Below are 23,219 nucleotides of genomic sequence, written 5' to 3' on the forward strand. Positions count from 1 at the left end.
GTCTTCACCGCCGACAAGCCGACGTTGGCCTGCCAGACGCCATTGCCGGTGGGCTGCTGTTCGGGCACGGCGAAGCGGATGAAGTCATCGTCATCGCGTTCGAGCACCTTCCAGTCCAGCCCATACGGCGCACGCCCGGTCGGCGCGGTCGCGCCCACGGTCAGCACGGTTTCCGGCAGCCGCCCGCGCTCGGCAAACAGCCGGTAGTTGGCGCTCACGCCAACATCGCCGATGCCATTACCCGTGGTCTCTTCCTGCGCGATGGCCGCCGCAGAACCGCCGGCACCGCCCTTCTGGAACACCGTCTTGCGCGCCAGATACGGGACATCAAGATTCAAGGTCAGGCGCGGGCTGACGCCCCAGCGCGCGGCCAGGTTGTAGGTGAGCGTGTCCGACTCGACATTCTCGATGGCGATGTTGCCCAGGAAGATCGCGTCCAACGCCAGGAAGCCGTTGAGGCTCAGCTGCTTGCGGTCATAGCGCGCGTAGGACAGGCTGTTTTCGATCGTGAAGCGGCGGCTGAACAGCGCGGCCTGCTGCTGTTTGACGTCATCCACACTGCGTCGCGATTCCTGTTTGGCCTGCTGCGCTTCGGCCGCCGAGCTGGCGTAACCATCGGCGCTGGCCGGCGCTGCGGGCGTGCCAGCCGGCAAGGCCTGTTGCGGTGGAGGTGCGGCACCGGCGACCGGCGCGGTCTTGCCGGTCAGCCGTGCCTGCATCGCCTGCACCTGCATGTCCAGCTCGCGCAGGCGCCGTACTTCCTGCGCGTAATTGGCTTTCAGGCTTTCCAGCTGCGCCATCAAGGCCTTGACGTCGGCTGCGTCATCGGGCGCTGGCTGTTGTGCCTGCGCCTGCGCGGACGCGGCCGCCATCAGTGCCAGCGCCGCCAGCGCCAGCGGTGTTGCGCGGATCATCGTGTGCATTGCCTTGGCCCACTGTTGTGTTGACGCTCCCCCTGCCGGGCCGATGGATCACTGGCCCGGCCCCATGCCTACGCCCCGTACCAGCGTCATCGCCTGCGCCACGTTCTGGTTGAGCGGAACGTTGTTGGCCAGCGACTGCCGGACGAGGTCGATCTGCAGCCGATTGGTGACCGACTGTCCATCACTGCCCAGCGCGATGCTCTGGCCGACGCTGCCGTTGCGGATCCACTGCTGGACCGCACCGACACCTTCGATCTGCAACTGCACCTTGGCGGTGTTGCCTTCCAGCTGGGCCAGCGCGCTGACGCCGCCCTGCTGCACGCTGGCCAGGTGCGCGCCTTCGCCGGTGGGCGTGGGTGCGGTGCCTTCGCGTACGGTCAACTGGGTGGCGTTGCTCGCCAGGTTGCCGTCACCGGCCACCTGGATGCTCTGACTCAGGCCAGCCACGTTCTGCAGGCCGCTGGAATCCACGCTGCGCCCGGGTGTCACCGGCAGCGGCGCATCGGCGGCGGTCACGCTCACGCTCGGTGCGAAGCTGATCTTCGGTGTGCTGCCGCCGTGGCTGAAGTCCATGCCCAGCTTCAGCGCGCTCTGTGCCGACTGCCCGCCGGCGGTCTGCCATTGCGAGACCATGGTGACGCCGAACCACGCCACGGTGTTGCCACCGACGGTGTAGCGGCCCCGCATGAGGTTCAATTCCGGATCGGGGATCTCGCTCAATCCCTTGCCGGGCCGGCTCTCGTCGGCATGCGCCGGCGCAATGCCCAGCAGGGCGAGCAACATAATGCCGGGCGTCCAGGTTGCGATGTTCATGGTGCCTCCTTAAAACAGATCGGCATGGGTGAATCCGAAATCGACCAGTTCCGCATCGGTGATCGGCCCCTGCCTGGCGTACAGCGAACGGGCACTCGGCCGTTCACCGGGCTGCAGCAGCACCGTGTTGCGATCGAAGTCACTGCCGATCACGACAAACACGGCGCGCGACGGCCACGCCTGGAGAAATTCGCTGACGGGAATGCTGCGGTTGCCCAGGATCGGGTCGGCTACATCCACCAGATCGCCGCGGACCTGTTTGAGGACCACGAAGTGGCGGAAGCCCCGCACATCCATCAGCACCAGCCCGGGCACGCGCAGTGAGCGCAGGCGCTCTTCATTGACGCGGTAGCCGCGCCCACGCATGCCCATCGATTCGACGTAACGCTTGATGTCCAGCAGCGAGAAACCGCGCTGGTGGACCAGTTGTGGATCCGAGACCCCCATCATCCCTTCGATCACCGTGCTCTCATCGGCCTCCAGGTGGTAGGCGTAGCGCAGGATCGTGGCCAGGGCAGCTGCGCCACAGCTGTAATCGGTGTGTTGCCGTACGACATTGCGGAAGCGCCGTTCCTGCATGCTTTCCACGCGCTGGGTGAGGACCGCCCCGTTGGGCAGCACGCCACTGAAGCCGACGTCGCCGGCACGCACGATGCCCATCGGCATCATCAGCACCGACAAGGCCCACACCAGCATCCACGTGCGCATACGACTGGACATGCAGTACTCCGGCTCAGGAAGGAGCCCCTGCCCCAAGGGGGAGAAGGGACAGGGGCTCCCGGGGAGCCCGGTCATTGGCGGATGACCGGGTTTGTTGCGCTCAACGCGTACTGCTTGCGAAAACGGACAACCTTACTGTTCCGGACCGCCGCCACCACCGCCGCCGGTGGAGGGCTGTGCAACCGCCAGGGCGAGACTGTTGGCCTGCAGGTTGCCGGTACCGGAGGCCACGTTCACCCCGATGTTGCCGGAGGCGCCGGAGAACGCACTGCCGGACAGCGCCGCGGTGTTGGTCGCATCCACGTTCACCCAACGGGTGGTGGAAACGGTACCGCTCAGGCTCGCGTAGAGATCGGCCACGCCCAGTTCAACGAACTGGCTGGTGCCGCGCTCATCGGTATCGAACGCAATGCCGCCCACGCCCGGACGATTCGGGTTGGCGGTGGCATTCTGGATATCGCTATCCATGTCGATATGACCGGTTTCGCTGCCGCTCGGGTGATCCAGCGCGCCGCTCCAGGTATCCAGGTAGTAGTTGTCTTTCTGGTAGGCACTACCCGTGCCGCTGTAACGGCCCGCACCCACGGCCAACGTGGCACCGGCAACGCGACCACTCAGGTTCACGTCCACGGTGTCGGTCATCGACTGCAGGTAGCCGGCGTTGCTGACGGTGTTGCCGGAGGACACCTGGTTGGAGCTGATGCTCGAGGTCGCATAGGCGCTGGTGGCGACCGAGGCGGCGAGCGCGTTCTTCTGCTCATTGTTGTTGCCGGAAGCGACGTTCGCACCGATGTTGCCGGACGCACCGCTGAAGGCATTGCCACCCAGGCCCGCAGCGTTGGTCACGCCGGAGTTGATGGTGGTGTTGCCACCGCCGTACTGGTTGACGAAGACTTCCGCATCGGCCATGCCGAAGCTGAAGGACGCATCGGCCGCGGACAGCGATGCCGCATTGTCCTGGGCGTTGTTGTCACCGGCGGCGACGTTGAAGCCCAGGTTGCCGGAGGCATCGGCACCGACGTCGTCGGCGATCGAGGCGCTGTTGGTCACCAGGCTGTTGCCAGCCAGGTTGTTGGTGACCGACTGGCGGTTGTCGATGACGGCGATGGCGGCCGAGTCGATGTCGATCGAGCCGGTGATTTCCGGATCACCCGAGAAGCTGATGTCCGAGCTCAGGCGCAGGTCCTTCTCGATGTTGACGTCCACGCCGTGGTTGTTCTTTTCCTGGCGTTCGTCGGCCTGGATGTTGCTGGTCTTGTTGACGTTCTCGGTGACGTTGCGGTTGCTGGTCACGTTGCGGTTGCTGGTGACGTTGGTGTTGCTCGTCACGTTGTCGTTGATGGTGGTGTTGGTGGTGCTGTTGTTGTTGCGGGTGTTGTTCCAGGTCCGGTTCCAGGTACGCGAATCGGTATCGGTGTTGGTATTGGTTTCGGTGTTCGTGTTGGTGCGCGTCTCAGCCACGTTGTGCAGGTGGTTGATGTTGGCGCTCTGGTTCTGGTTGTCGCGATCATTGCCCCAGCCATTGGCGCCGGCGGAGGCGGATGCAGCGGCGACGGCGATGGCCAGTACGGTCCGTTTCATGTTGGTGTTCATGGTGCCCTCTCTCTCATCACAGACAATCGGGTGGATGTGACTACTCACGGGGTGGACTGCACCGAAATGCTCAGTTGGTTTGCGGTGGCGTTGCCGGATCCCGCGATCTGATTGAGTTGCAGGACGCCGTCGAATCCCTGCAGCGCGGAGGCTTCGACCGCCACCCTGCGAGTTCCGGCCGACCGACCGCTGTTGACGGCCCCCTGCCCCCCTGCTGACGCGAGGGCGCCCGACGCGGCCAAAGCCTCGTCGTTCGTTTCGCGTATGCCCTGTTGCGCCAGCGTGGCGGTGACGACGTTGAGCGTCGCGTTGCCATTGCCGCTGGCCTGGTTGATCGATGCGACGCCACTGGCGCCGTTCAGTGCCTGGCCGCCGAGCGTGGCGCTGGCGTCCATGGCGGTGTCGCTGAGGCTGAGGTTGTTGGCCTGCTGCTGGCGCGCATCCACCTGGATGTGGGCGTTGCGGCCGTTGGCGATGCCCATCAGGTTCGCCTGTTGGTTGAGGTCACCGGCAGCCATGTTGACGGTGATGGCGCCGTCGGCGCCGGCCAGGGTGCGGCCGTCGATGCGGCTCTGATTGAGATACGAGAGCATCGCGGCGTAGTCGCTGCTCTGCTGGGCGTGTGCGCCCAGTGGTGCGAGCAGCAGGCCGGTCAGCAATGCGTTGCGCAGGGCGACGTTCATTTGCCGGGCCCGCCCGCAGGCTGGCCGAGCGGGAACTGGGCGAGTGCGCCACGCACCTGATCGCCAATGCCGCGGGTGGCGTTGCCGACGGCGCCCATGGGGCCGCCGATGGTGTTGCTGAACTGGCCGCTGGAGAGCATGCCGCTGTCGGTGACCTTACCGAGCGTGCCGTTGACCGTGTGGCCGGTGACGCGTTCGATGGTGGTGGCGTTGCGGGGAATGCCGGCGCCGGTGTTGGAGCCCAGCGAGGCGTAATCGTCATCGCTGAGTTCATCCATGCCGGTGGAGGTGCCGAGGGCGTGGCCGATTTCACGGCGCGGTGAGGGGTCTGCGATGAGGGCCATGCCGGGGGGCGCGGGACGGTACGCAGGCCGTGCGGAGACGTCACGCAGCAGGACGATTTCGCCGGGTTGGGCTTTGACGCCCTGGCGTGCGCCGGAGGCGTTGGCCGCGGCCGGCACGATGAGTGCGGCGGCGAGCAGCCAGAATGTGGTGTGTCGTGTGCGGTGTGCGGCAACGCTGTCCATGGCGACCTCCGATTACATGCGAGGGGTTGGAGCAGCATTCGTGCCAAGTTCCGGACGCCTGTGTTTCCGGGGTTTTCGTGGGAGTCGGGTTAATGGCGCGCAACATTGCTGTTACAGCAACGTTGGTGTCCGAGGCGATGAATAGGGTGATGCGTTGATCACATGGTGCTGACAGGCAAGCGGGGTGCGGGTGTATCAAGGGTGTTACACCGGGTGATACAGGGGTTTACGGTGCGGGTTCAGGGTGGTTTCCTGGCGACCGTAGCGCTTCACTATATTTGCGGAAGCGGCCGGTGCGCCGAGCGATGGGCCACGCCACGCTTGCCGGCGAATGTCCCCCGGCGCCGGCCTGCGGCCGTCCCCTCCTCCTTGATTTCGCCCACAAGCGCAGCGCGGCCCATCGTGTCCAGCCACTGGCGCCTCTCGGCAAGCACCGGATTGCAGCGCGCCTACCACCGCGGACGAGCCCCGAAGCGGCCGGTAGGCTCCTGGGCAAAATCAAGGAGGAGGCCGTCGCCGTCAGGCGGCGGCCGGGGGACATTTGCCGAGGCGCCTGCCGGTCGCTTCGGGGCGTAACGCTCGCGACGACCCCAAGCGGAAAAAAAGACCGGCTCTCGCCGGTCTTTGGGTGCTGCGTTCGTGCGTGCATCAGGACGTTCGTTCTTCGCCCTCATCCACGCCCAAGTTGGTGGATGGGTTGTCGTAGATCTCACGGTCGAGCAGGCCGGTTTCCTTGGCGACGATCACCGGGACCAGCATCTGGCCGGTGACGTTGGTCATCGTGCGCATCATGTCCAGGATGCGGTCGATGGCGTAGAGGTAGCCGATGGTTTCCAGCGGGAGGTTGGCGGCGCTGAGGACGACGGTGGCCATGACCACCGCGGTGCCGGGGACGCCGGCAGTGCCGAAGCTGCCCAGGACCGAGGCGATCAGGACCACGATGTACTGCTCGGGGGTGAGCGGGACACCGGTGTACTGGGCGATGAAGACGGCGCACAGGGCCGGATAGATCGCGCCGCAGCCGTCCATCTTGATGCTGGCGCCGAGGGGGACGGCGAAGGAGGCGTAGTCCTTGTTGACGCCGAGGTTGTGGGTGATCGAGCGCATCGCGGCGGGCATGGCGGCGAAGCTGGAGGAGCTGACGAAGGCGACCTGCATGCCGGGGGCAGCGCCGCGGAAGAACTTCAGCGGGTTCAGGCCGTGCATGAGCAGCAGGCTGCCGTAGACCACGACGATGTGCAGGGCACAGGCGATGTACAGGGCGAGGACGAAGTTGCCGAGCGGCAGCAGCTTTTCAAAGCCGTAGCTGCCAACCAGGCCAGCGATCAGGCCGAAGGTGCCCAGCGGGGTGATCTCCAGCACGAAGCGGGTCACCTGGATCATGATCTCGCTCATCTGCCCGGTCAGCTTGCGTGCTTCGCTGACCTTGTCGCCGAGCTTGACCATGGCAAAACCGAGCAGGCCGGCGAAGAAGATCACCGGCAGGATCGAGCCGCGCCCGGCAGCCAGAACGGTTTCACCGGCGCTGTTGATGCGGGTACCGATGCCGGTCAACGCGTAGAACACGTTGGAGGGCACGACATCCATCAGCACCTTGATCACGCTGGGCACTTCGCGCGGGGTGTAGCCGTGGTCCATGCTGAGGCTGAGCGTGCCGCTGCCGGGCTGCATGACGGTGCCGACGCCAAGGCCCACGCAGACCGCCAGGGCGGCGGTGATGATGAACCACAGGAAGGTGCGCCCGCCCAGGGCCGCCACCGACTTCTGCCCGTGCAGCGAGGAGATGGCGTTGATCACAGCGAAGAACACCAGCGGCACCGCGATCATCTTGATCAGGGTGACGTAGAGATCGCCGAGGGGGCCGAACCAGGTTTCAGCCGCCGGCCCGAGCAGCCAGCCGGCCAGTGCGCCGAGGACGAAGCCGCCGAGGACCCGTTGCCAGAAGGGGATCCGCAACCAGGCAGAGACCAGCTTCATGCGCGTTCCAGAGGTAATTTGACAGCTAGGCACCTTAGCCCAAGCGGGGCCGTGGAACGAGGCGTACACGGAAAATCAGCGTGTCATCGGCGTGCCTTGCGGCGTTCTGCATAATGAACGCCCGTTTCACATGTGAGATGCATTCATCCATGTCCCGTTTCACGCCTCTGGTGGCCGCCGTCACCACCCTGCTGCTTGGCGCCTGCGCCACTACCGCTCCCTCCTCCAGCGCCGCTGCCGGCGCGGTCCAGGTCGATGTGCCGGCCATTGCCCACCCCGCCGGGGAAACCCCGCAGTGGTGGTACCGCAGCGGCGCGGCGCGTGCAGCCAGCACCGGGGCGATGGACGGTAAGGCCAAAAACGTCATCCTGTTCCTGGGCGATGGCATGAGCCTGACCACGGTGGCGGCGGCGCGCATCTTCGAAGGCCAGCGCAATGGCCGCCCGGGTGAGGAGAACCTGCTGTCCTGGGAGCGCTTCCCGGCCACGGCGTTCAGCAAGACCTACAACACCGATTCGCAGACGCCGGATTCGGCCGGCACGATGACGGCGATCACCACCGGCGTGAAGACGCACATGGGCGCGATCGGTGTCAGCGCGGGCACCCGCAACGACTGCGCCGACAGCCTGAACAAGGGGCTGCTGACCTGGCTGCAGCTGGCTGACAGCGCCGGCATGGCGACCGGCGTGGTCTCCACCGCGCGCCTGACCCATGCCACCCCGGCGGCGACCTATGCGCACTCGCCGGAGCGCAACTGGGAAAACGATACTGACGTGCCGGAAGAGGCCAAGGCCGCCGGCTGCCGTGATATCGCCCAGCAGCTGCTGTCGACCTCGCGCTTCGGGCGCGGCCCGCTGGTCGCCCTCGGCGGCGGCCGCGGTGAATTCACCACGGTCGAAGAACGCGATCCGGAGTATGACGACAAGGTCGGCCAGCGCCTGGACGGGCGCAGCCTGGTGACCGAGTGGCAGCAGGCGCACCCGCAGGGTGCCTATGTGTGGAACGCCAAGCAGCTGCAGGCCGCCGCGAACGCACCGGCGATCCTCGGCCTGTTCGAGCCGGACCACATGCGTTACGAAGCCGAGCGCAAGGACGATCCGGCCGGTGAGCCGAGCCTGGCCGAGCTGACCCAGGCGGCGATCGCCAACCTGTCGCGCCACCAGGAAGGCTACGTGCTGATGGTGGAAGGCGCGCGCATCGATCACGCCAACCACAGCGGCAACGCGTACCGCGCACTGACCGATACGGTGGCGATGTCCGATGCGGTGCGCGCGGCCGTCGAGGCGACCTCCGACCAGGACACCCTGATCATCGTCACCGCCGACCATTCGCACACGCTGAACTTCGTCGGTTACCCGGCACGTGGCAACCCGATCCTGGGCAAGGTCAAGGACAAAGGCGGCGAAGACGGTGCCGGCAAGCTGGACCTGGCCCGCGATGGCCTGGGCCTGCCCTACACCACCCTGACCTACGCCAACGGCCCGGGCTACACCGGTGCCACCAACCAGCAGCCGGTCGGCCCGAAGCGGTACCCGCACAACCCGAGCAGCTTCGATCCGAGCACCGGCCGGCCGGACCTGACCGCGGTGGATACCGAGCATCCTGATTACATGCAGGAAGCGCTGGTACCCGCCAAGAGCGAATCGCATGGCGGCGAAGACGTCGGCATCTGGGCACGTGGCCCGGGCAGCAAGGCGGTCCGCGGCACGATGGAGCAGAACGCGATCTACCACATGATCGTGCAGGCCACCCCACGCCTGCGCCAGCGCCTGTGCGAGGCCGGCACCTGCGACGCCAAGGGCGTGCCGGTCGAGCTGCCCAAGCCGACCGCGTTCGAGCGCCAGGCCGGCGATACCAAGTAATGCGTGGGCTTGCCCGCAACGCAACGAACAGGGGCCGCCTCGCGCGGCCCCTGCTGCTGGTGGCCAGCCTGCTCGCCTCGGCCATGGCCTGGGGCGCCGGCACCGCGTGCACCGCCTTCACCGAGGAAGACGGCCTGCAGCCCTTGGCCGGGTGCCAGTGGCTCAACGGCCGTCTTGCGCTCGAGACCAACACGTTGGCGTCGTTGTCCTACGATCAGCACGGGCTGGCCGCGGTCTACGCCGGCGGTGGATTCCACTATGTCCGTGCCGATGGCCGTCAGCTGCCCGTGATCACCTTCGACAATGGCCCGGATTACGTGGTGGACGGGTTGATGCGCGGCCGTGTCGGGCAGCGCATCGCCTATTTCGATACGCAGCTGCGCCAGGCGTTCCCGGGCACGTTCGATTTCGGGTGGGCGTTCGATGATGGGGTGGCCCGGGTCTGCCAAGGCTGCCGACCAGGCACGCCGGACGATCATGGCCACATTGCGATGGTCGGTGGCACCTGGTATCGCATCGATCGGCAGGGGCGTCCGGCGATGGATGCCGGTACGCCATGATGACCCTGCGTGGCAACGTCGCCGCGCAGCGCCGATACTGCCGGTCTGCCTGAGATCGCGCTCCCCATGACACCCCCGCTTCCCCATTCCCCTTCCGTCGCCCATCCCGTGCTGGTGGGCTTCAGTGGTGGGCTGGATTCCACCGTCCTGCTGCACTGGCTGGCCACCTCGCCGGCGCAGCGCACCGCGGGCCTGCGCGCCGTACATATCCATCATGGCCTGCAGGAGCAGGCCGATGCCTGGACCGTGCACTGCACGCAGGTGTGTGCGCGCTGGAACATTCCGCTGCGGGTGATCCGCGTGCAGGTGCCCCGTCACCAGGGCCAGGGGCTTGAAGCTGCCGCGCGGCATGCCCGACGCGACGCATTCGCTTCACAGCTGTTGCCTGGCGAGCGGCTGGCACTGGCCCATCACCGCGACGACCAGGCCGAGACCTTCCTGCTGCGGGCGTTGCGCGGCTCCGGCGTGGATGGGCTGGCGTCCATGCAGGTCACCAGCGCATTCGGCGCCGGCACCGTATGGCGGCCGTTGCTGGAGGTTCCGCGCAGCACCCTGCGTGCACATGCGCAGGCCGAAGGTCTGGAGTGGATCGAAGACCCCAGCAACGCCAGTGACGATGCCGACCGCAATTTCCTGCGCCTGCAGGTACTGCCGCAGCTTCGCCAGCGCTGGGCGCAGGCCGATGCCGCCTTCGCGCGCAGCGCCGCGTTGTGCGCGCAGTCCCAGCATCTGCTCGACAGTGCCGACCGCGACGCGCTGGAACGCTGCAGCGTCGGCCCCGGTGTGATCGACTGCGCGCGGCTGATGCGCCAGCCGGTGGAACGCCGTGCGCGCCTGCTGCGGCACTGGGTACGTGGCAGTGGCCTGCCACCGCTGCCCGCCGCCGGGGTCGAGGCGGTCGAGCGCGAACTGTTGCCGGCTGCGCACCATGCCGATGCCCAGTTCGCTTGGCAGGGTGCGCGTATCCGCCGTTGGCGCGGGCAGCTGCACCTGCTGTCGGCCAGCCTGGCGCTGCCAGCCGACTGGAGCGTGCATTGGGATGGCCGCGCGCCGCTGGCATTGCCCGATGGGGGCGAGCTGCGCCTGCTCGGCACGGACGTCGGTTTCGATAGTCCCGTGCAGATCCGCGCGCGCCGCGGCGGCGAGCGCATCCAGCTGCCCGGGCGCACGCATTCCCATGCGCTCAAGGATCTGCTGCAACAGCAGGGCCTGCCGCCGTGGCAGCGCCGTCAGCTACCGCTCCTGTTCGACGAAGACACCCTGCTGGCCGCAGGCGACCGGGTCATCGGGGCGGCATTGCAACCGTGGTTGCAGGCCCATCATGCGCAGTTGCAGTGGACCCCGGGCGCGGCGTGAATTGACCCCGCCGGGCCAGCAGCCCACACTTGGCGCATGGCAAAGAAGTCCCCCAATGAAACCTCCCCGGTCGCCCACTTCGAGCAGTCGCTGGAAGAGCTTGAGCAGCTGGTGGAGAAGATGGAAACCGGCGAAATGAGCCTGGAACAATCGCTCAGCGCCTACGAGCGTGGCGTCGGCCTGTACCGCCAGTGCCAGCAGGCGCTGGAACAGGCCGAACTGCGCGTGCGCCTGCTCAGCGATCCGGCCCAGCCCGACACCGCCGTGCCGTTCGACCCGCCCAGCCATGACGGTTGAGGCCACGTTCGCGCGTTGGCGCGACCGTATCGAAACCGAACTCGACGCCAGCCTGCCTTCCCCGTCCGATGCCCCGCGAGGGCTGCATCAGGCGATGCGTTATGCGGTGCTCGGGGGTGGCAAGCGCATGCGCCCGTTGCTGGTGTATGCCAGCGGCCGGATCTTCGGCGCCGACGAAAACGCACTGGATGCACCCGCGATGGCGGTGGAGCTGATCCATGCGTATTCGCTGGTGCACGACGATCTGCCCGCGATGGACGATGACGCCTTGCGGCGCGGCCGCCCGACCACGCATATCGCCTTCGATGAAGCCACCGCGATCCTCGCCGGCGATGCCCTGCAGACGCGCGCGTTCAGCCTGATCGCCGACGCGGCGTTGCCAGCGCAGCTGCGCGTGGATTGCCTGCAGACCCTGGCGCACGCCTCCGGCGCGGCCGGCATGTGCGGCGGCCAGGCCTTGGATATCGACGCCACTGGCCATCAGCAGCCGTTGCAGGCTCTGGAACGCATGCATGCGCTCAAGACCGGCGCGCTGATCCGCGCCGCGGTGCGCATGGGCGCGCTGTGTGGGCAGGCGCCCGCGGCTGATCTGGCGACGCTGGATACGGTTGCCTCGGCGCTGGGCCTGGCCTTCCAGGTACGCGATGACATCCTCGATGTCGAAGCCAGTTCCGAACAACTCGGCAAGACCGCCGGCAAGGACGAGGCGCAGGCCAAGTCGACCTTCCCGGCGCTGCTGGGCATGGACGGTGCCAAGGCGCATCTGCGCACGCTGACCGAGCAGATGTTCGACGGGCTGGCCGGCTATGGCGAGGCGGCCGATGCCCTGCGTGCGCTGGCCAAGCTGGCGGTTGAGCGGGATCATTGAGCGATCGCGCAGGCGGTCACGCATAGCGTGGTTCCACAACGCCAGGACAAAAAAACACGCCCGGGATTCCCGGGCGTTTTTCGTTCCAGCGCAGCGGATCGATTACTTGATCAGGCGCAGGGTGAACGGATAGCGATAGGCTTCACCGTTGTTGGCCTTGACCGCCGCCAGGATGCACAGCACCAGGTTGGCGATCCATACCAGGGTCAGCAGCAGGCCGCCGATCAACACGACCACCAGGATGGTGGAGATGACGTAGGCGATCAAGACGGTGATCTGGAAGTTCAGCGCTTCCTTGGCCTGATCGGTCACGAAGCCCTTCTGCGGGTCATCCTTGTTCACCAGCCAGATGATCAGCGCACCGATGAAACCGGTGAAAATACCCAGCAGGTGGGCTACCAGCGACAGCGTACGCTGGTCGGCCGGTGCAGCGCCGGCCGGCGGCGGCGGCGGGGTGGTGACGTTATCGAAATCGCTCACGTGAAACTCCTTGTTCGAGGTAATGGGTATTGCACGCGGCAGGCTCCCCGCCTGCCAGGGCAGCCTCCATAGAATACGTCAATCGTTACCGGCAACGGTCATTCGTCCTACAAGGATCGAACCGGTGTGCACGTGCGAGCGCGTGTCGATGTCGGTGCCCACCGCTTCGATGCTGGCGAACATGTCCTTGAGGTTGCCGGCGATGGTGATGCCGTCCACCGGGTAGCTGATCTCGCCGTTCTCCACGCGGAAGCCGCCGGCACCACGCGAGTAATCACCGGTGACGCTGTTGACGCCCTGCCCCATCAGTTCGGTGACCAGCAGCCCATTGCCCATCTGCCGGGCAATGGAGACCAGATCACCTGCGTTGGCGGTGACCTTGAGGTTGTGCACGCCACCGGCGTTGGCGGTGGTCGGCAGGCCGAGCTTGCGTGCCGAGTAGCTGCCCAGGATGTAGCGCTCCAGCACGCCATCGCGGATCAGCGCTGAATTGCGGGTGGCCACGCCATCGCCATCGAAGGCCGCCGAGCGCAGCCCACGGCGCAGCAGTGGCAGCTCTTCGATGCCGAACCAGTCCGGGAACAGGCGCGTGCCGACGCTGTCGAGCAGGAAGCTGGCGCGGCGGTACAACGCGCCGCCGGACACGGCACCGAGCAGATGGCCGATCAGCGAGCGGGCCACCTCCGGCGAATACAGCACCGGCATCTGCGCCGTGGTCATCGAGCGCGGGTCCAGCCGGGCGACGGTGCGCTCGGCGGCACGGCGGCCGATCGCCGCGGCATCGTCCAGGTCTTCGCGGGCCAGCGCGCTGCTGTACCAGCCGTCGCGCTGCATGCCATCGCCCTGCCCGGCGATCAGCGCACAGCCGATCGAGTGGTGGCTGCTGCGCTCGCGGCCGATGAAGCCATGCGAGTTGGCATACACCGACAGGCTCTGCGCGGTCGCGGCCGAGGCACCGTCGGAATTGCTGATGCGCGTGTCGGCCTCACGACCGGCCGCTTCGCAGGCCAGCGCCAGATCCAGCGCCGCATCGGCGCTGAGTTCCCAGGGGTGCCAGCCGTCCAGATCCGGGAACTCACGGGCCATCAGCGCCGCCTCGGCCAGCCCGGCGGCCTCGTCGTCCTCGGTGTGCCGGGCGATCGCGCAGGCCTGGGCCACGGTCGACTCCAGGCTGCTCTCACGCAGGTCGGCCGTGCTGGCGCTGCCCTTGCGCTGGCCGAAGTAGACGGTCACGGCGATGCCGCGGTCACGGGTGGACTCGACCGTTTCGACCTCGCCCAGGCGCACGTTCACATCCAGGCCGCGCTCATCGCTGCAGCTGACCTCGGCCTGGGTGGCGCCCAGGGCCTTGGCCCGCTCCAGCAGGCGCTGGGAGATGTCGGCCAGCTGCTCCAGGCGCTGCAGGCTGTCGTCGGCCGGGGAGACTTCAGGGGAGATCACGTTCAATGCTTTATCCTGTACAGGTGAGTGCCCGGCGCGACGCCGGCACAGTTTACGGATGTGGAAATAAGACGATGCGCGGACGCGACGAAGAAACCGGTGAATTCCTTGATATCAGCCGCAGCCAGAACCGCCGGGCTGCGCTGGACGTGCTGGCCCTGGGCGAGAAGCTGGTCTCGCTGACCCCGGCCCAGCTGGCGCGCCTGCCGGTGCCCGAAGATCTGCTGCCGCACATCGCCGAGGCCAAGCGCATCACCGCGCATATCGCCCACAAGCGCCAGCTGGCGTTCCTGGCCAAGCACATGCGCCGCGAAGACGACGCCGTGCTGGATGCGATCCGCGATGCGCTGGATGCCAACAGCGAGACCTCGCGCCGTGAAGTGGCGACCATGCACCGCGTGGAAGACTGGCGCGAACGCCTGCTCAAGGACGGCGACAAGGCGCTGGGCGCGCTGCTGGACGAGTACCCGCATGCCGACCGCCAGCAGCTGCGTACGCTGGTCCGCAACGCCCAGGCCGAAAAAGCCAAGAACAAGCCGCCGCGCGCCTACCGCGAGATCTTCCAGCTGCTGCGTGCGCTGCTGCTGCCGGCCGCGCTCGGCCTGGAAGGCGTGAACGCCGCGTCCGAGGACGAACTGGACGACGCGATCGACGCGGACGACATCGACGGCGACAGCGACGAGAACGCCGAGGACTGAGTCCCGGCGCTCACGCGGCGGCGCCAGCCCCCCGCTGGCGGCCGCATCATCAGGCAGCGCAGGCGAATGCATCCCGGCTCAGGCCTGGGTGCCGCCCACGGTGATGCCATCGATCAGCAGGGACGGCTGTCCCACGCCTACCGGCACGCTCTGGCCATCCTTGCCGCAGATGCCCACGCCCTCGTCCAGGGCCAGATCGTTGCCGATCATGCGCACTTTCTGCATGGTTTCCGGCCCGTTGCCGATCAGGGTGGCGCCCTTCACCGGCGCGGTGATTTTTCCGTCTTCGATCAGATAGGCCTCGGTGGCCGAGAACACGTACTTGCCGCTGGTGATGTCGACCTGGCCACCACCGAAGTTGACGGCGTACAGGCCACGCTTGACCGAGCGGATCATCTCTTCCGGATCGTGCTGGCCGGCGCGCATGTAGGTGTTGGTCATGCGCGGCATGGTCATGTGCGCGAACGACTCACGGCGGCCGTTGCCGGTCGGGGCCACGCCCATCAGGCGCGCATTGAGCGAATCCTGCATGTAGCCGACCAGGATGCCGTCCTCGATCAGTGTGGTGCACTGGGTCGGGTGGCCCTCATCATCGATGTTCAGCGAGCCGCGGCGTCCGTCCAGGGTGCCGTCGTCAACGATGGTCACGCCCGGCGCGGCCACGCGCTCGCCGATCCGGCCGGCGTAGACGCTGGTGCCCTTCCGGTTGAAGTCGCCTTCCAGGCCATGGCCGACCGCTTCATGCAGCAGCACGCCGGGCCAGCCCGGGCCGAGCACCACGGTCATGACCCCGGCCGGGGCCGGGATCGCCTCCAGATTCACCAGCGCCTGGCGCAGGGCCTCGCGCGCGAAGCCTTCCGGGCGCCCCTCGGCGAACAGTTCTTCATAGCTGTAGCGGCCGCCGCCGCCGGAGTAACCCGACTCGCGCCGGCCGTGCTGCTCGACGATCACCTGCACATTCAAGCGCACCAGCGGGCGGATGTCGGCCGCGAGCACGCCATCGCTGCGCGCGATCAATACCGTGTCCACGCCCCCGGACAGGCTGACCATGACCTGCTGCACGCGCGGATCGGCGGCGCGCAGGTAGCGGTCCAGCCGCTTGAGCATCTCGACCTTGGCCTCGTTGCCCATGCCATCGATGGGGTCCAGTGCCGGGTACAGCGCGCGGCCACTGCCACGCACCAGCGAGCGGGCCGACTGCGCCCCACCCTCGCGGGAAATGGCGCGGGCCGAGTTGGCCGCGGCCAGCAGCGCGTCGCTGTGGATGTCGTCGGAGTAGGCGAAGCCGGTCTTCTCACCGGCGATGGCGCGTACGCCCATGCCCTGCTCGATCGAATGTGCCCCGTCCTTGACGATGCCGTCCTCCACGCTCCAGCTCTCGCGGCGCGCGTGCTGGAAATAGAGATCCCCGAAATCGATGCCCGGGCCCAACAGGGTGCCGAACGTGCGTTCCAGACCGTTCGCATCCAGCCCGGCGGGCAGCAGCAGACGGTCGGTGGCCAGCGAAAGTGCGTTGTTGTTCATGCTCTTTGATCTGTGGGCGCCGGGCGCAATCGCAACCCGGGCGCGGGAAAGGGATCAGCGCGCCGGCGGTGCGGCCGGGGCCGGCTTGGGCGCTGCGTCGCGGTCGATCACATCGACCTTGGGTTCGGCCCAGGGGCCGGTCACGCGGTAGGTCTTGGCGCCGATCTCGCCCAGCGGCTTGGACAGCACCGCGTTGGCGGCCGCGCCGACCGCCGCCCCCACCGGGCCGCCGGCCACCGCGCCGACCACCGTCAGCAGGTTGCCCGCACGCGGATTGACGTCGATGGTCTGGTCGAAACGCTGCTGGCGCAGGTCGGTCTTGCCTCGGATGGTGATGTTCGCCGCCGGGCCTTCGATGAGCACTTTGTCGGTGGTGGCCATGCCGTCGGCGAACGCCACGCTGCCCTCGACCTGGTTGAAGGCGAAGCCCTTGGAGAAGAAATCGCGGAAATCGAACATCAACCGGCGCGGCAGCTGGGTCACGCTGAGCAGGCCGAGCACGCGACCGGCACCGGGTTCGAGTTCCAGCAACTGGCCGTTGCGGGCCTGCACATCGAGCTGGCCCTGCAGCGCACCGAGCTGGAAGTCGGATGGGCCGCCCTGCCAACCGGCCGACATGGTCAGCTGGCCCTGACCGCCACGCAGCTGGCCGCCGTAATCGAGATTCTGCATCAGCCCGCCGAGGTCCTCGCTCTTGACCTGCACGTTGAACTGGCTGCGCGCGGCCTCGCCCATGCCCATCCAGCGGCCATTGACGTCGATCGCCTGCTTGGGCGCGCGGAACTGCAGCTGGTCCACGCTCAGGCCGTTGGCCATCGGCCGCGTGCGCAATACCGCCTGGCCGAGCTTGGCCTTGCCGAACTGGAGGTCATCGATATCCAGCGACAGCGGCGGGATTTTGGCCGGATTGGTGTCATTGGCACTGGCCTGGACCCGCGCCGGCAGGGCCACATCCGGTGGCAGCAGGATCGGGGCGCCATCGCTGGGCGCCTTGACCGGCGTCGGCAGCGATTGCCAGTGCACCCGGCTGAACTTGCCGACGATGGTGCCGCCCTCGGCATTGGGCACGGTCAGGCCGCCCGCCAGCGAGGGGCCGTCCAGGCGCACGTCCACGCTGCTGCTGGTCGGCCGCAGTTGCAGCCGGGTCTGTGGGAACACGCCACCGGCAAGCAGCAGCTGGCCGACCTGCACGTCCACATGCCGCAACGGCATCGGGTCCTTGCCGTCGCCGCCATCCGGCGAGCGGGCCAAGGCGATCCACTCCAGCGCATCCAGCGAGCCGCTGCGCCCGTTCACGACCAGCCCACTGGCCGGCGGATCACGATCCACGCGGTCGCTGCCAAGGGTGACCTGCACCCCGGTCTGGTTGTCATGTGCGCGCGCGGCCAAGGCCAAGCGCTGGCCGAAGGCGACATCGACGCGCCCGCTGCCCATCGGCAGCTGTGCGGTGACGTCCGTCGCCAATGGCGTAGCGGCCGGCTTGTCCAGCGGCGCGGGCAGTTCCAGCGTGGTGCCGACCAGATCCGAATGCAGCTTGAGCACCGTCGGCGGCTCGACCTTGCTGCCGGCCGCGACCTTGGGCAGGGTCACCCCGATGGTCCAGCGTGAGGTGCCCTGGATGTAAGGCTTGAGCCAGTTCAATTCGGGCGCCCGGTCCAACAGCGCCCCGGCTTCCAGCGAGGCGGTCAGCTCGGATTCGAAGGCCTGTTGCGGATCCCGCACGAACTCACCGGCGCGCAGGCTGAGCAGCCCGTCCTGGCCCTGGTGGCGCACGGCCAGGTGCTCCGCATCGAAGCCGCCATGGCCATAGCGGGCCGTGCCGCGCATGTTCTCGAAGACCAGGTCGAAGCGCTTCTCGGTGAGGGTCGCGCCGTTGAGATCGACCGTGCCCTGCAGGTGACCGCCGCCGTCGTCGTGGTGCAGTGGCTGCAGCAGGTCGAAGGTGACCGCGGCCGGCCCCTTCGCGGTGAGATTGTCCAGCGTCTGGCCATAGGTGGCCTGCAACGGGCTCTGCTTGAGCATGGCCAGCAGTGCACCGGCATCGCTGCGGCTGCTGGCCTTGACGTACAGATCGGTCACGCCGAAATCGGGAATGCCGGCATCGAAGTGGTCCACCGCCACCCCGGCCAGGTCGCCCTTGCCATGCAGTTCAAAGCCCGGGCCGATGAAGGCGATATCGGCATCGACCTTGTTCATCGCCGGCCAGTCGTGCTGGAAACGGATGCTGCCGGCGTCGATGTGGCCGGTCGCCTCGAAGCGGCCGTTGTTCTTGTCGAACGGCCAGTCTTCCAGATCCCCGGTCACCAGGCCCACACCGCCACGCACCTGCCCGGAGACCAGGGCGGCATCCAGCCAATCGGTGGCGGCCTTGCTCATCTTGGAATGGATCCAGAAACGCTTGGCGGCGGTCATCGGCACATCGTCGATCTTGGCCGCCAGTTCCAACCAGGGGCGCGTGCCGTTGTTCTGGAACCAGATCCCGCCGCGCACGTCGGCGGCATAGTCGGTGCCCTGCACGCGCAGCGCCGGGGTGCCGATACGCCAGCCACCGGCTTCATCACGCCAGCCGACCAGCCGGCCGGCCAGGCGCACGTCGTGCCGCTCGCCAAAGCCGCTCGGCCAATCGAAATGCATCACCTGCTGCGGTTGCAGATCCAGGGTGAAGCCATCGGCATCGCCGTTGAAGCGCCCGCCCACACCGCTGAGCCCGGGCGAATGCCCGACCGCCGCGAAGCGGATGTCTTCCAGATCGCCCTCGACCGACAGCGGCCCACCCTGCTCGCCTGCCACCCGCACCCGGGTCATGCGCACCTGCGGTGCGGCCTCATGCAGCCACTCGCGCAGGCCGGGATCGATCCGGTCGGTCAGCGCCAGGCCGCGCAGCAGCGCGGTGGCATCGATGTTGTCGCCGGCCAGCGCGAAGTGCTGCCCGCCGGCCAGCAGCAGCCCATCCAGTTGCTGGGTGCTGCCTTCCATGCCGATCCGCAGGCGCGGCGCATCGGCGCGCCAGCCACCCTGCACCCAGCGCCAGCGCGCGCGCAGTTCCAGCGTGTCCAGCGCCAGCTGCGGGTGGGTGCCATCTGCGAGTTTCACGCCGCGCACCTGTACGTTCTGAAGGTCCGCATCGGTGGTGACCATCACCACCCGGTGATCGCGCAGGTCCACCCAGGCATTGAACTCACCCGTACCCTGCTGCAGGCCAATGCCGCCGAACTGCAGCAGCGAGGCCCACGCCCGGAAGTCGGCCGGGTCGGCCGAGAACCAGGCCTGACCATCGCCGCGCTTGCGCTCGAATTCCAGCACCGCCGTCAGCGGCTGTGCGGACGGGTCGGCCCACGCACGCGCCCCAACCCGCAGGCGCTGGCCATTGACGCGCAGGCGCAGGTCGATCCGCGGCAGCACGGCGTTCACGCCCAACGAGGGCGCATCCACTTTCAAGCGGCCACCGATCACCTGCAGTTCGCCGAGGCGGCGCAGCGTCTCCAGCGGATCACCTGCACCGGACTGCGGCAGGCCCTGCACCGACCAGCGGCCGTCGTCGGCACGCTGCAGTACCAATGCCAGACCACGCAGGCGCAGCTCGGTCAGCGAGTGACCCGGCAGCAGGCCGGCATACATGGACACCAGCACCTCGGCCTCGCCGATGCGCAGGCCCTGCCCTTCACCGATGCGCAGCCCTTTGAGCTGCAGCAGCGGGCCGCGCCGGGTCCAGGCAGTATCCAGCGCATCGAAACGCACCGGCTGGCCCGCGCGCGCACTCAACCACGCCGCCACCTTGTCCGGGTGGCGCTCGGCCAAGGGCAGCAGCTGGCTGGCGGTGCCGACCAGCAGAGCCACGCCCACGAGCAGGACCGCCACCGCATACACAGCATGGCGGCGGATCCGGCGCAGGCGCAGGCGCAGCGGTGTGCTCATCGGAACGTGGGAATGCCGGACCGGCCGCGGTCAGAGCAGCACGACATCGAACTGCTCCTGCAGGTATTGCTCATCGGCCTGGAAGCGGATGCTCTTGCCGAGGAACTCCTCCAGTTCGGCCACCGCCGTGGATTCCTCGTCGGTGATGCGTGCCACCACCTTGGAGGAGGCGATCACCAGCAGGCGCGCCGCATCGAACTGACGCACCGCCCGGGTGATCTCGCGGAAGATCTCGTAGGTCACCGTTTCGGCGGTCTTGATCGAGCCACGGCCACTGCACTCCGGGCACGGCTCGGAGAGCTGGCGCTCCAGGCTTTCCACGGTGCGCTTGCGCGTCATCTCGACCAGGCCCAGCGGCGAGAAATCGTAAACGGTGGTCTTGGCGTGGTCGCGGGCCAGCGCCTTCTCCAGGGTACGCAGCACCTGCCGGCGGTGCTCGGCATCGTCCATGTCGATGAAGTCGATGATGATGATGCCGCCCAGGTTGCGCAGCCGCAGCTGGCGCGCCACCGCCTGCGCGGCCTCCAGATTGGTGCGGAACACGGTCTCTTCGAGGTTGCGCTGGCCCAGGAACGAACCGGTGTTCACATCGATCGTGGTCATCGCCTCGGTCTGGTCGATCACCAGATAGCCACCGGACTTCAGCGGCACCTGCTTGTCCAGCGCGCGGCCGATTTCATCCTCGACCCCGAACATGTCGAAGATCGGGCGATCACCGCTGTACAGCTCCAGTTTCTCGGCCAGCACCGGCATGTACTTGGCCACGAACGCCTGCAACTGGTTGAAGGTCTCCTTGGAATCGACCTTTACCTTGTCCACGTCCTTCCGGATCAGATCGCGCACCGAGCGCAGCGGCAGGCTCAGGTCTTCATAGATCACGCTGAGCGGCGCGGCATCGCGGCCACGGCGCTCCACCACGTTCCAGACCCGCGACAGGTAGGCCACGTCTTCGGCGATCGCCTCGGCCGGCTGGCCTTCGGCATTGGTGCGCACGATGTAGCCGTAGCCGCCGTGCTGGGCCGACAGTTCGGTCACCAGGCTCTTCAGGCGGGCGCGCTCGGCCTCGTCCTCGATCCGGGCGGACACGCCCACCACCTTGGACTGCGGCAGCAGCACCATATACCGCGAGGGAATGCTGATCTGGGTGGTCAGGCGGGCGCCCTTGGTCCCGATCGGGTCCTTGACCACCTGCACCACGATGTCCTGGCCGTCGCGCAGCAGCTCGACGATCGGCACCGAGGACGGCGGCGGCAACGTGGTGCCTTCGGTATCCGGGCTGGCCACCGGCGCCGGGCGGATCACATCGTTGGCGTGCAGGAACGCCGCGCGTTCCAGCCCCACCTCCACGAAGGCGGCCTGCATGCCCGGCATGACCCGCTGCACCTTGCCCTTGTAGATGTTGCCGACCACGCCGCGGCGCCAGCCACGTTCGATGTGCAGTTCCTGCAGCATGCCGTTTTCGATGACGGCGACGCGGGTTTCCCGCGGGGTGACATTGACCAGGATTTCTTCAGACATGGGCGACTCCCTTCAGTTCAAACGTCTGCAGCAACTGCTCGGTCTGTTGCAGGGGCAAACCCATCACACCCGAATAGCTTCCCGCCAGATGGCGGATATATCGTTCGGCGCCACCCTGGATCGCATAGGCACCGGCTTTGTCCATCGGCTCGCCACTGGCCACGTAGGCCGCGATCCGATCCTCATCGATCGCCGCGAACGTCACCTCCGACACCACCAGCACGCCCTGTTCACGGCCGGCAGCGACCAGCGCCACGGCGGTCATCACCTGGTGGGTGCGCCCGGCCAACGCACGCAGCATCGCGCAGGCGTCGGCAGCATCGGCCGGTTTACCGAACACGCGCCCATCGAGCACGACTTCGGTGTCCGAGCCCAGCACCACCGCCTCGGGGTCATGCGCGACAAGCGCCAACCCGGCGCGCGCCTTGTCGGCGGCGACCCGCTGCACGTAATCGGCGGCGGACTCGTCGGGCGCACGGACTTCGGGCACGTGAAGCTCAAGCGCCTGGAACGGTCGTTCCAGGCGCGCAAGCAGTTCGTTTCGTCGGGGGGATCGAGAGGCAAGATAAAGCATCGAGGAAGCATAACCTGAGCCTACTGTCTGAATCGCGAGCAACACGCTTGAATCGTGATCAACCCCATCAAACCTCACGACGCGTTCATCACCCCGACACCAACCTCAACGTCTTCACAAGGAGATGTACATGCGCCGCCCGTCCCTGTCCCCGTTGCTGCTCGCCCTGTCCCTTGCCCTGGGAGCTTCGATGACCGCCCACGCCCAGTCCCAGCCCACCATCGCCGTGCCGGCTGACGGCACCCTGCTCAACATCTCGGCCAATGCCGAGGCCAGGCGCGTGCCGGACGTGGCCACGCTCTCGGCCGGTGTGGTGACCCAGGCCGTGGACGGCAACACCGCCATGCGCCAGAACGCCGAGCAGATGAGCAAGGTGCTCGCCGCGATCAAGGCTGCCGGCATCGCCGAGCGTGATGTGCAGACCAGCGGCGTCAACCTGAGCCCGCAGTACCGCTACGCCGACAACGAGGCACCGAAGATCACCGGCTACCAGGCCAGCAACACGGTCAGCCTGAAAGTGCGCGACATCGCCAAGCTCGGCAAAGTACTCGACGCACTGGCTGCCCAGGGCGCCAACCAGATCAACGGCCCCCAGTTCGAGATCGACCAGCCCGAGCCGGTCTATGACGAGGCCCGCCTGGCCGCGCTGAAGAAAGCCCAGGCCCGTGCCGAAACCTACGCCAAGTCGCTGGGCCTGCGCGTGCGCCGGATCGTGAGCATCTCCGAGAGCGGCGGCGGCAACTTCCGCCCGGTGATGATGCGTGCGGCAGCGGCGCCAATGGCGGCCGACGTGTCCACCCCGGTCTCGCCGGGCGAATCGACCGTGTCGGTCAACCTGGACGTGGTGTTCGATCTGCGCCGGTAACACGTCAGAAGCGCGCGGACCAACGG

General features: G+C 67.4%; 19 protein-coding genes and 1 pseudogene. 7 read left to right on the plus strand and 13 right to left on the minus strand.

What is annotated here, in order from left to right; genetic code table 11:
- The 7 genes and pseudogenes from ACE026_RS13025 to ACE026_RS13055 form a co-directional block, all read right to left on the minus strand.
- Positions 1–923, minus strand: a pseudogene (locus ACE026_RS13025) (hypothetical protein); the annotation flags it as partial.
- Positions 924–971: 48 nt separating this feature from the next.
- Positions 972–1,736, minus strand: a complete 765-nt coding sequence (locus tag ACE026_RS13030; protein WP_486039317.1) for a hypothetical protein — start codon at positions 1,734–1,736, stop codon at positions 972–974.
- A 9-nt stretch (positions 1,737–1,745) separates the two neighbouring features.
- Positions 1,746–2,432 (minus strand): C39 family peptidase, encoded by a 687-nt coding sequence (locus ACE026_RS13035; RefSeq protein ID WP_486039376.1) that lies wholly within the window; start codon positions 2,430–2,432, stop codon positions 1,746–1,748.
- A 156-nt stretch (positions 2,433–2,588) separates the two neighbouring features.
- Positions 2,589–4,049 carry an adhesin gene (locus tag ACE026_RS13040; RefSeq protein WP_486039318.1) on the minus strand — a complete coding sequence of 487 codons (1,461 nt, stop codon included), beginning with the start codon at positions 4,047–4,049 and terminating at the stop codon, positions 2,589–2,591.
- A 44-nt stretch (positions 4,050–4,093) separates the two neighbouring features.
- A complete protein-coding gene (locus ACE026_RS13045; protein ID WP_486039319.1) occupies positions 4,094–4,732 on the minus strand; it encodes a hypothetical protein in 639 nt (212 codons plus the stop codon).
- Positions 4,729–5,259, minus strand: a complete 531-nt coding sequence (locus tag ACE026_RS13050) for a hypothetical protein (protein ID WP_486039320.1) — start codon at positions 5,257–5,259, stop codon at positions 4,729–4,731. Before ACE026_RS13050 ends, ACE026_RS13045 begins: the two co-directional genes overlap by 4 nt.
- Positions 5,260–5,907: 648 nt before the next feature.
- Positions 5,908–7,236 carry a dicarboxylate/amino acid:cation symporter gene (locus ACE026_RS13055; protein WP_486039321.1) on the minus strand — a complete coding sequence of 443 codons (1,329 nt, stop codon included), beginning with the start codon at positions 7,234–7,236 and terminating at the stop codon, positions 5,908–5,910.
- Between the two features lie 149 nt (positions 7,237–7,385).
- On the opposite strand from ACE026_RS13055, the gene ACE026_RS13060 reads away from it, so the two are divergent.
- From ACE026_RS13060 to ACE026_RS13080, 5 genes are all read left to right on the plus strand, one after another.
- Positions 7,386–9,098: an alkaline phosphatase gene (locus ACE026_RS13060; RefSeq protein ID WP_486039322.1), complete on the plus strand. Its 1,713-nt coding sequence runs from the start codon at positions 7,386–7,388 to the stop codon at positions 9,096–9,098.
- Entirely contained in the window at positions 9,098–9,658 is a 561-nt protein-coding gene (locus ACE026_RS13065; RefSeq protein ID WP_486039323.1) for a WG repeat-containing protein, read from the plus strand. Before ACE026_RS13060 ends, ACE026_RS13065 begins: the two co-directional genes overlap by 1 nt.
- Positions 9,659–9,724: 66 nt before the next feature.
- Positions 9,725–11,014, plus strand: a complete 1,290-nt coding sequence (tilS, locus tag ACE026_RS13070) for a tRNA lysidine(34) synthetase TilS (protein ID WP_486039324.1) — start codon at positions 9,725–9,727, stop codon at positions 11,012–11,014.
- A gap of 36 nt (positions 11,015–11,050) precedes the next feature.
- Positions 11,051–11,311: an exodeoxyribonuclease VII small subunit gene (locus tag ACE026_RS13075; protein WP_019182618.1), complete on the plus strand. Its 261-nt coding sequence runs from the start codon at positions 11,051–11,053 to the stop codon at positions 11,309–11,311.
- Positions 11,301–12,179, plus strand: a complete 879-nt coding sequence (locus ACE026_RS13080; RefSeq protein WP_486039325.1) for a polyprenyl synthetase family protein — start codon at positions 11,301–11,303, stop codon at positions 12,177–12,179. Before ACE026_RS13075 ends, ACE026_RS13080 begins: the two co-directional genes overlap by 11 nt.
- Positions 12,180–12,281: 102 nt before the next feature.
- On the opposite strand, the gene ACE026_RS13085 is transcribed toward ACE026_RS13080, so the two are convergent.
- Together ACE026_RS13085 and pmbA are read right to left on the minus strand one after the other, a co-directional pair.
- A complete protein-coding gene (locus ACE026_RS13085; protein ID WP_486039326.1) occupies positions 12,282–12,659 on the minus strand; it encodes a DUF4870 domain-containing protein in 378 nt (125 codons plus the stop codon).
- Positions 12,660–12,737: 78 nt separating this feature from the next.
- On the minus strand, positions 12,738–14,105 hold the full coding sequence (gene pmbA, locus ACE026_RS13090; RefSeq protein ID WP_486039327.1) for a metalloprotease PmbA: 1,368 nt from the start codon (positions 14,103–14,105) through the stop codon (positions 12,738–12,740).
- Between the two features lie 68 nt (positions 14,106–14,173).
- Here pmbA and yjgA point away from each other — a divergent pair, with 68 nt between their 5' ends.
- Positions 14,174–14,797 carry a ribosome biogenesis factor YjgA gene (yjgA, locus tag ACE026_RS13095; protein ID WP_486039328.1) on the plus strand — a complete coding sequence of 208 codons (624 nt, stop codon included), beginning with the start codon at positions 14,174–14,176 and terminating at the stop codon, positions 14,795–14,797.
- Between the two features lie 78 nt (positions 14,798–14,875).
- Here yjgA and tldD read toward each other — a convergent pair whose 3' ends face one another.
- The 4 genes from tldD to ACE026_RS13115 are packed head-to-tail and all read right to left on the minus strand — an operon-like array spanning position 14,876 to position 22,328.
- Positions 14,876–16,321 carry a metalloprotease TldD gene (gene tldD, locus ACE026_RS13100; RefSeq protein ID WP_486039329.1) on the minus strand — a complete coding sequence of 482 codons (1,446 nt, stop codon included), beginning with the start codon at positions 16,319–16,321 and terminating at the stop codon, positions 14,876–14,878.
- A gap of 54 nt (positions 16,322–16,375) precedes the next feature.
- Complete coding sequence (locus ACE026_RS13105) at positions 16,376–20,236, minus strand: YhdP family protein (protein ID WP_486039330.1); 3,861 nt, start codon at positions 20,234–20,236, stop codon at positions 16,376–16,378.
- A 30-nt stretch (positions 20,237–20,266) separates the two neighbouring features.
- On the minus strand, positions 20,267–21,754 hold the full coding sequence (rng, locus tag ACE026_RS13110) for a ribonuclease G (protein WP_486039331.1): 1,488 nt from the start codon (positions 21,752–21,754) through the stop codon (positions 20,267–20,269).
- Complete coding sequence (locus ACE026_RS13115; RefSeq protein ID WP_486039377.1) at positions 21,747–22,328, minus strand: Maf-like protein; 582 nt, start codon at positions 22,326–22,328, stop codon at positions 21,747–21,749. The genes rng and ACE026_RS13115 overlap by 8 nt, the downstream gene beginning before the upstream one ends.
- A 130-nt stretch (positions 22,329–22,458) precedes the next feature.
- On the opposite strand from ACE026_RS13115, the gene ACE026_RS13120 reads away from it, so the two are divergent.
- Positions 22,459–23,193, plus strand: a complete 735-nt coding sequence (locus tag ACE026_RS13120; protein ID WP_486039332.1) for an SIMPL domain-containing protein — start codon at positions 22,459–22,461, stop codon at positions 23,191–23,193.
- Positions 23,194–23,219 lie beyond the last annotated feature (26 nt).

The sequence above is a fragment of the Stenotrophomonas sp. AGC87 genome, from assembly GCF_057333975.1.

What these genes read in the sequence shown, in the direction of transcription:
- ACE026_RS13030 (WP_486039317.1), bottom strand. Translation starts at nt 1,736, where the DNA reads ATGAACATCGCAACCTGGACGCCCGGCATTATGTTGCTCGCCCTGCTG.
- ACE026_RS13035 (WP_486039376.1), bottom strand. Translation starts at nt 2,432, where the DNA reads ATGCTGGTGTGGGCCTTGTCGGTGCTGATGATGCCGATGGGCATCGTG.
- ACE026_RS13040 (WP_486039318.1), bottom strand. Translation starts at nt 4,049, where the DNA reads ATGAACACCAACATGAAACGGACCGTACTGGCCATCGCCGTCGCCGCT.
- ACE026_RS13045 (WP_486039319.1), bottom strand. Translation starts at nt 4,732, where the DNA reads ATGAACGTCGCCCTGCGCAACGCATTGCTGACCGGCCTGCTGCTCGCA.
- ACE026_RS13050 (WP_486039320.1), bottom strand. Translation starts at nt 5,259, where the DNA reads ATGGACAGCGTTGCCGCACACCGCACACGACACACCACATTCTGGCTG.
- ACE026_RS13055 (WP_486039321.1), bottom strand. Translation starts at nt 7,236, where the DNA reads ATGAAGCTGGTCTCTGCCTGGTTGCGGATCCCCTTCTGGCAACGGGTC.
- ACE026_RS13060 (WP_486039322.1), top strand. Translation starts at nt 7,386, where the DNA reads ATGTCCCGTTTCACGCCTCTGGTGGCCGCCGTCACCACCCTGCTGCTT.
- ACE026_RS13065 (WP_486039323.1), top strand. Translation starts at nt 9,098, where the DNA reads ATGCGTGGGCTTGCCCGCAACGCAACGAACAGGGGCCGCCTCGCGCGG.
- tilS (WP_486039324.1), top strand. Translation starts at nt 9,725, where the DNA reads ATGACACCCCCGCTTCCCCATTCCCCTTCCGTCGCCCATCCCGTGCTG.
- ACE026_RS13075 (WP_019182618.1), top strand. Translation starts at nt 11,051, where the DNA reads ATGGCAAAGAAGTCCCCCAATGAAACCTCCCCGGTCGCCCACTTCGAG.
- ACE026_RS13080 (WP_486039325.1), top strand. Translation starts at nt 11,301, where the DNA reads ATGACGGTTGAGGCCACGTTCGCGCGTTGGCGCGACCGTATCGAAACC.
- yjgA (WP_486039328.1), top strand. Translation starts at nt 14,174, where the DNA reads ATGCGCGGACGCGACGAAGAAACCGGTGAATTCCTTGATATCAGCCGC.
- tldD (WP_486039329.1), bottom strand. Translation starts at nt 16,321, where the DNA reads ATGAACAACAACGCACTTTCGCTGGCCACCGACCGTCTGCTGCTGCCC.
- ACE026_RS13105 (WP_486039330.1), bottom strand. Translation starts at nt 20,236, where the DNA reads ATGAGCACACCGCTGCGCCTGCGCCTGCGCCGGATCCGCCGCCATGCT.
- rng (WP_486039331.1), bottom strand. Translation starts at nt 21,754, where the DNA reads ATGTCTGAAGAAATCCTGGTCAATGTCACCCCGCGGGAAACCCGCGTC.
- ACE026_RS13115 (WP_486039377.1), bottom strand. Translation starts at nt 22,328, where the DNA reads ATGCTTTATCTTGCCTCTCGATCCCCCCGACGAAACGAACTGCTTGCG.
- ACE026_RS13120 (WP_486039332.1), top strand. Translation starts at nt 22,459, where the DNA reads ATGCGCCGCCCGTCCCTGTCCCCGTTGCTGCTCGCCCTGTCCCTTGCC.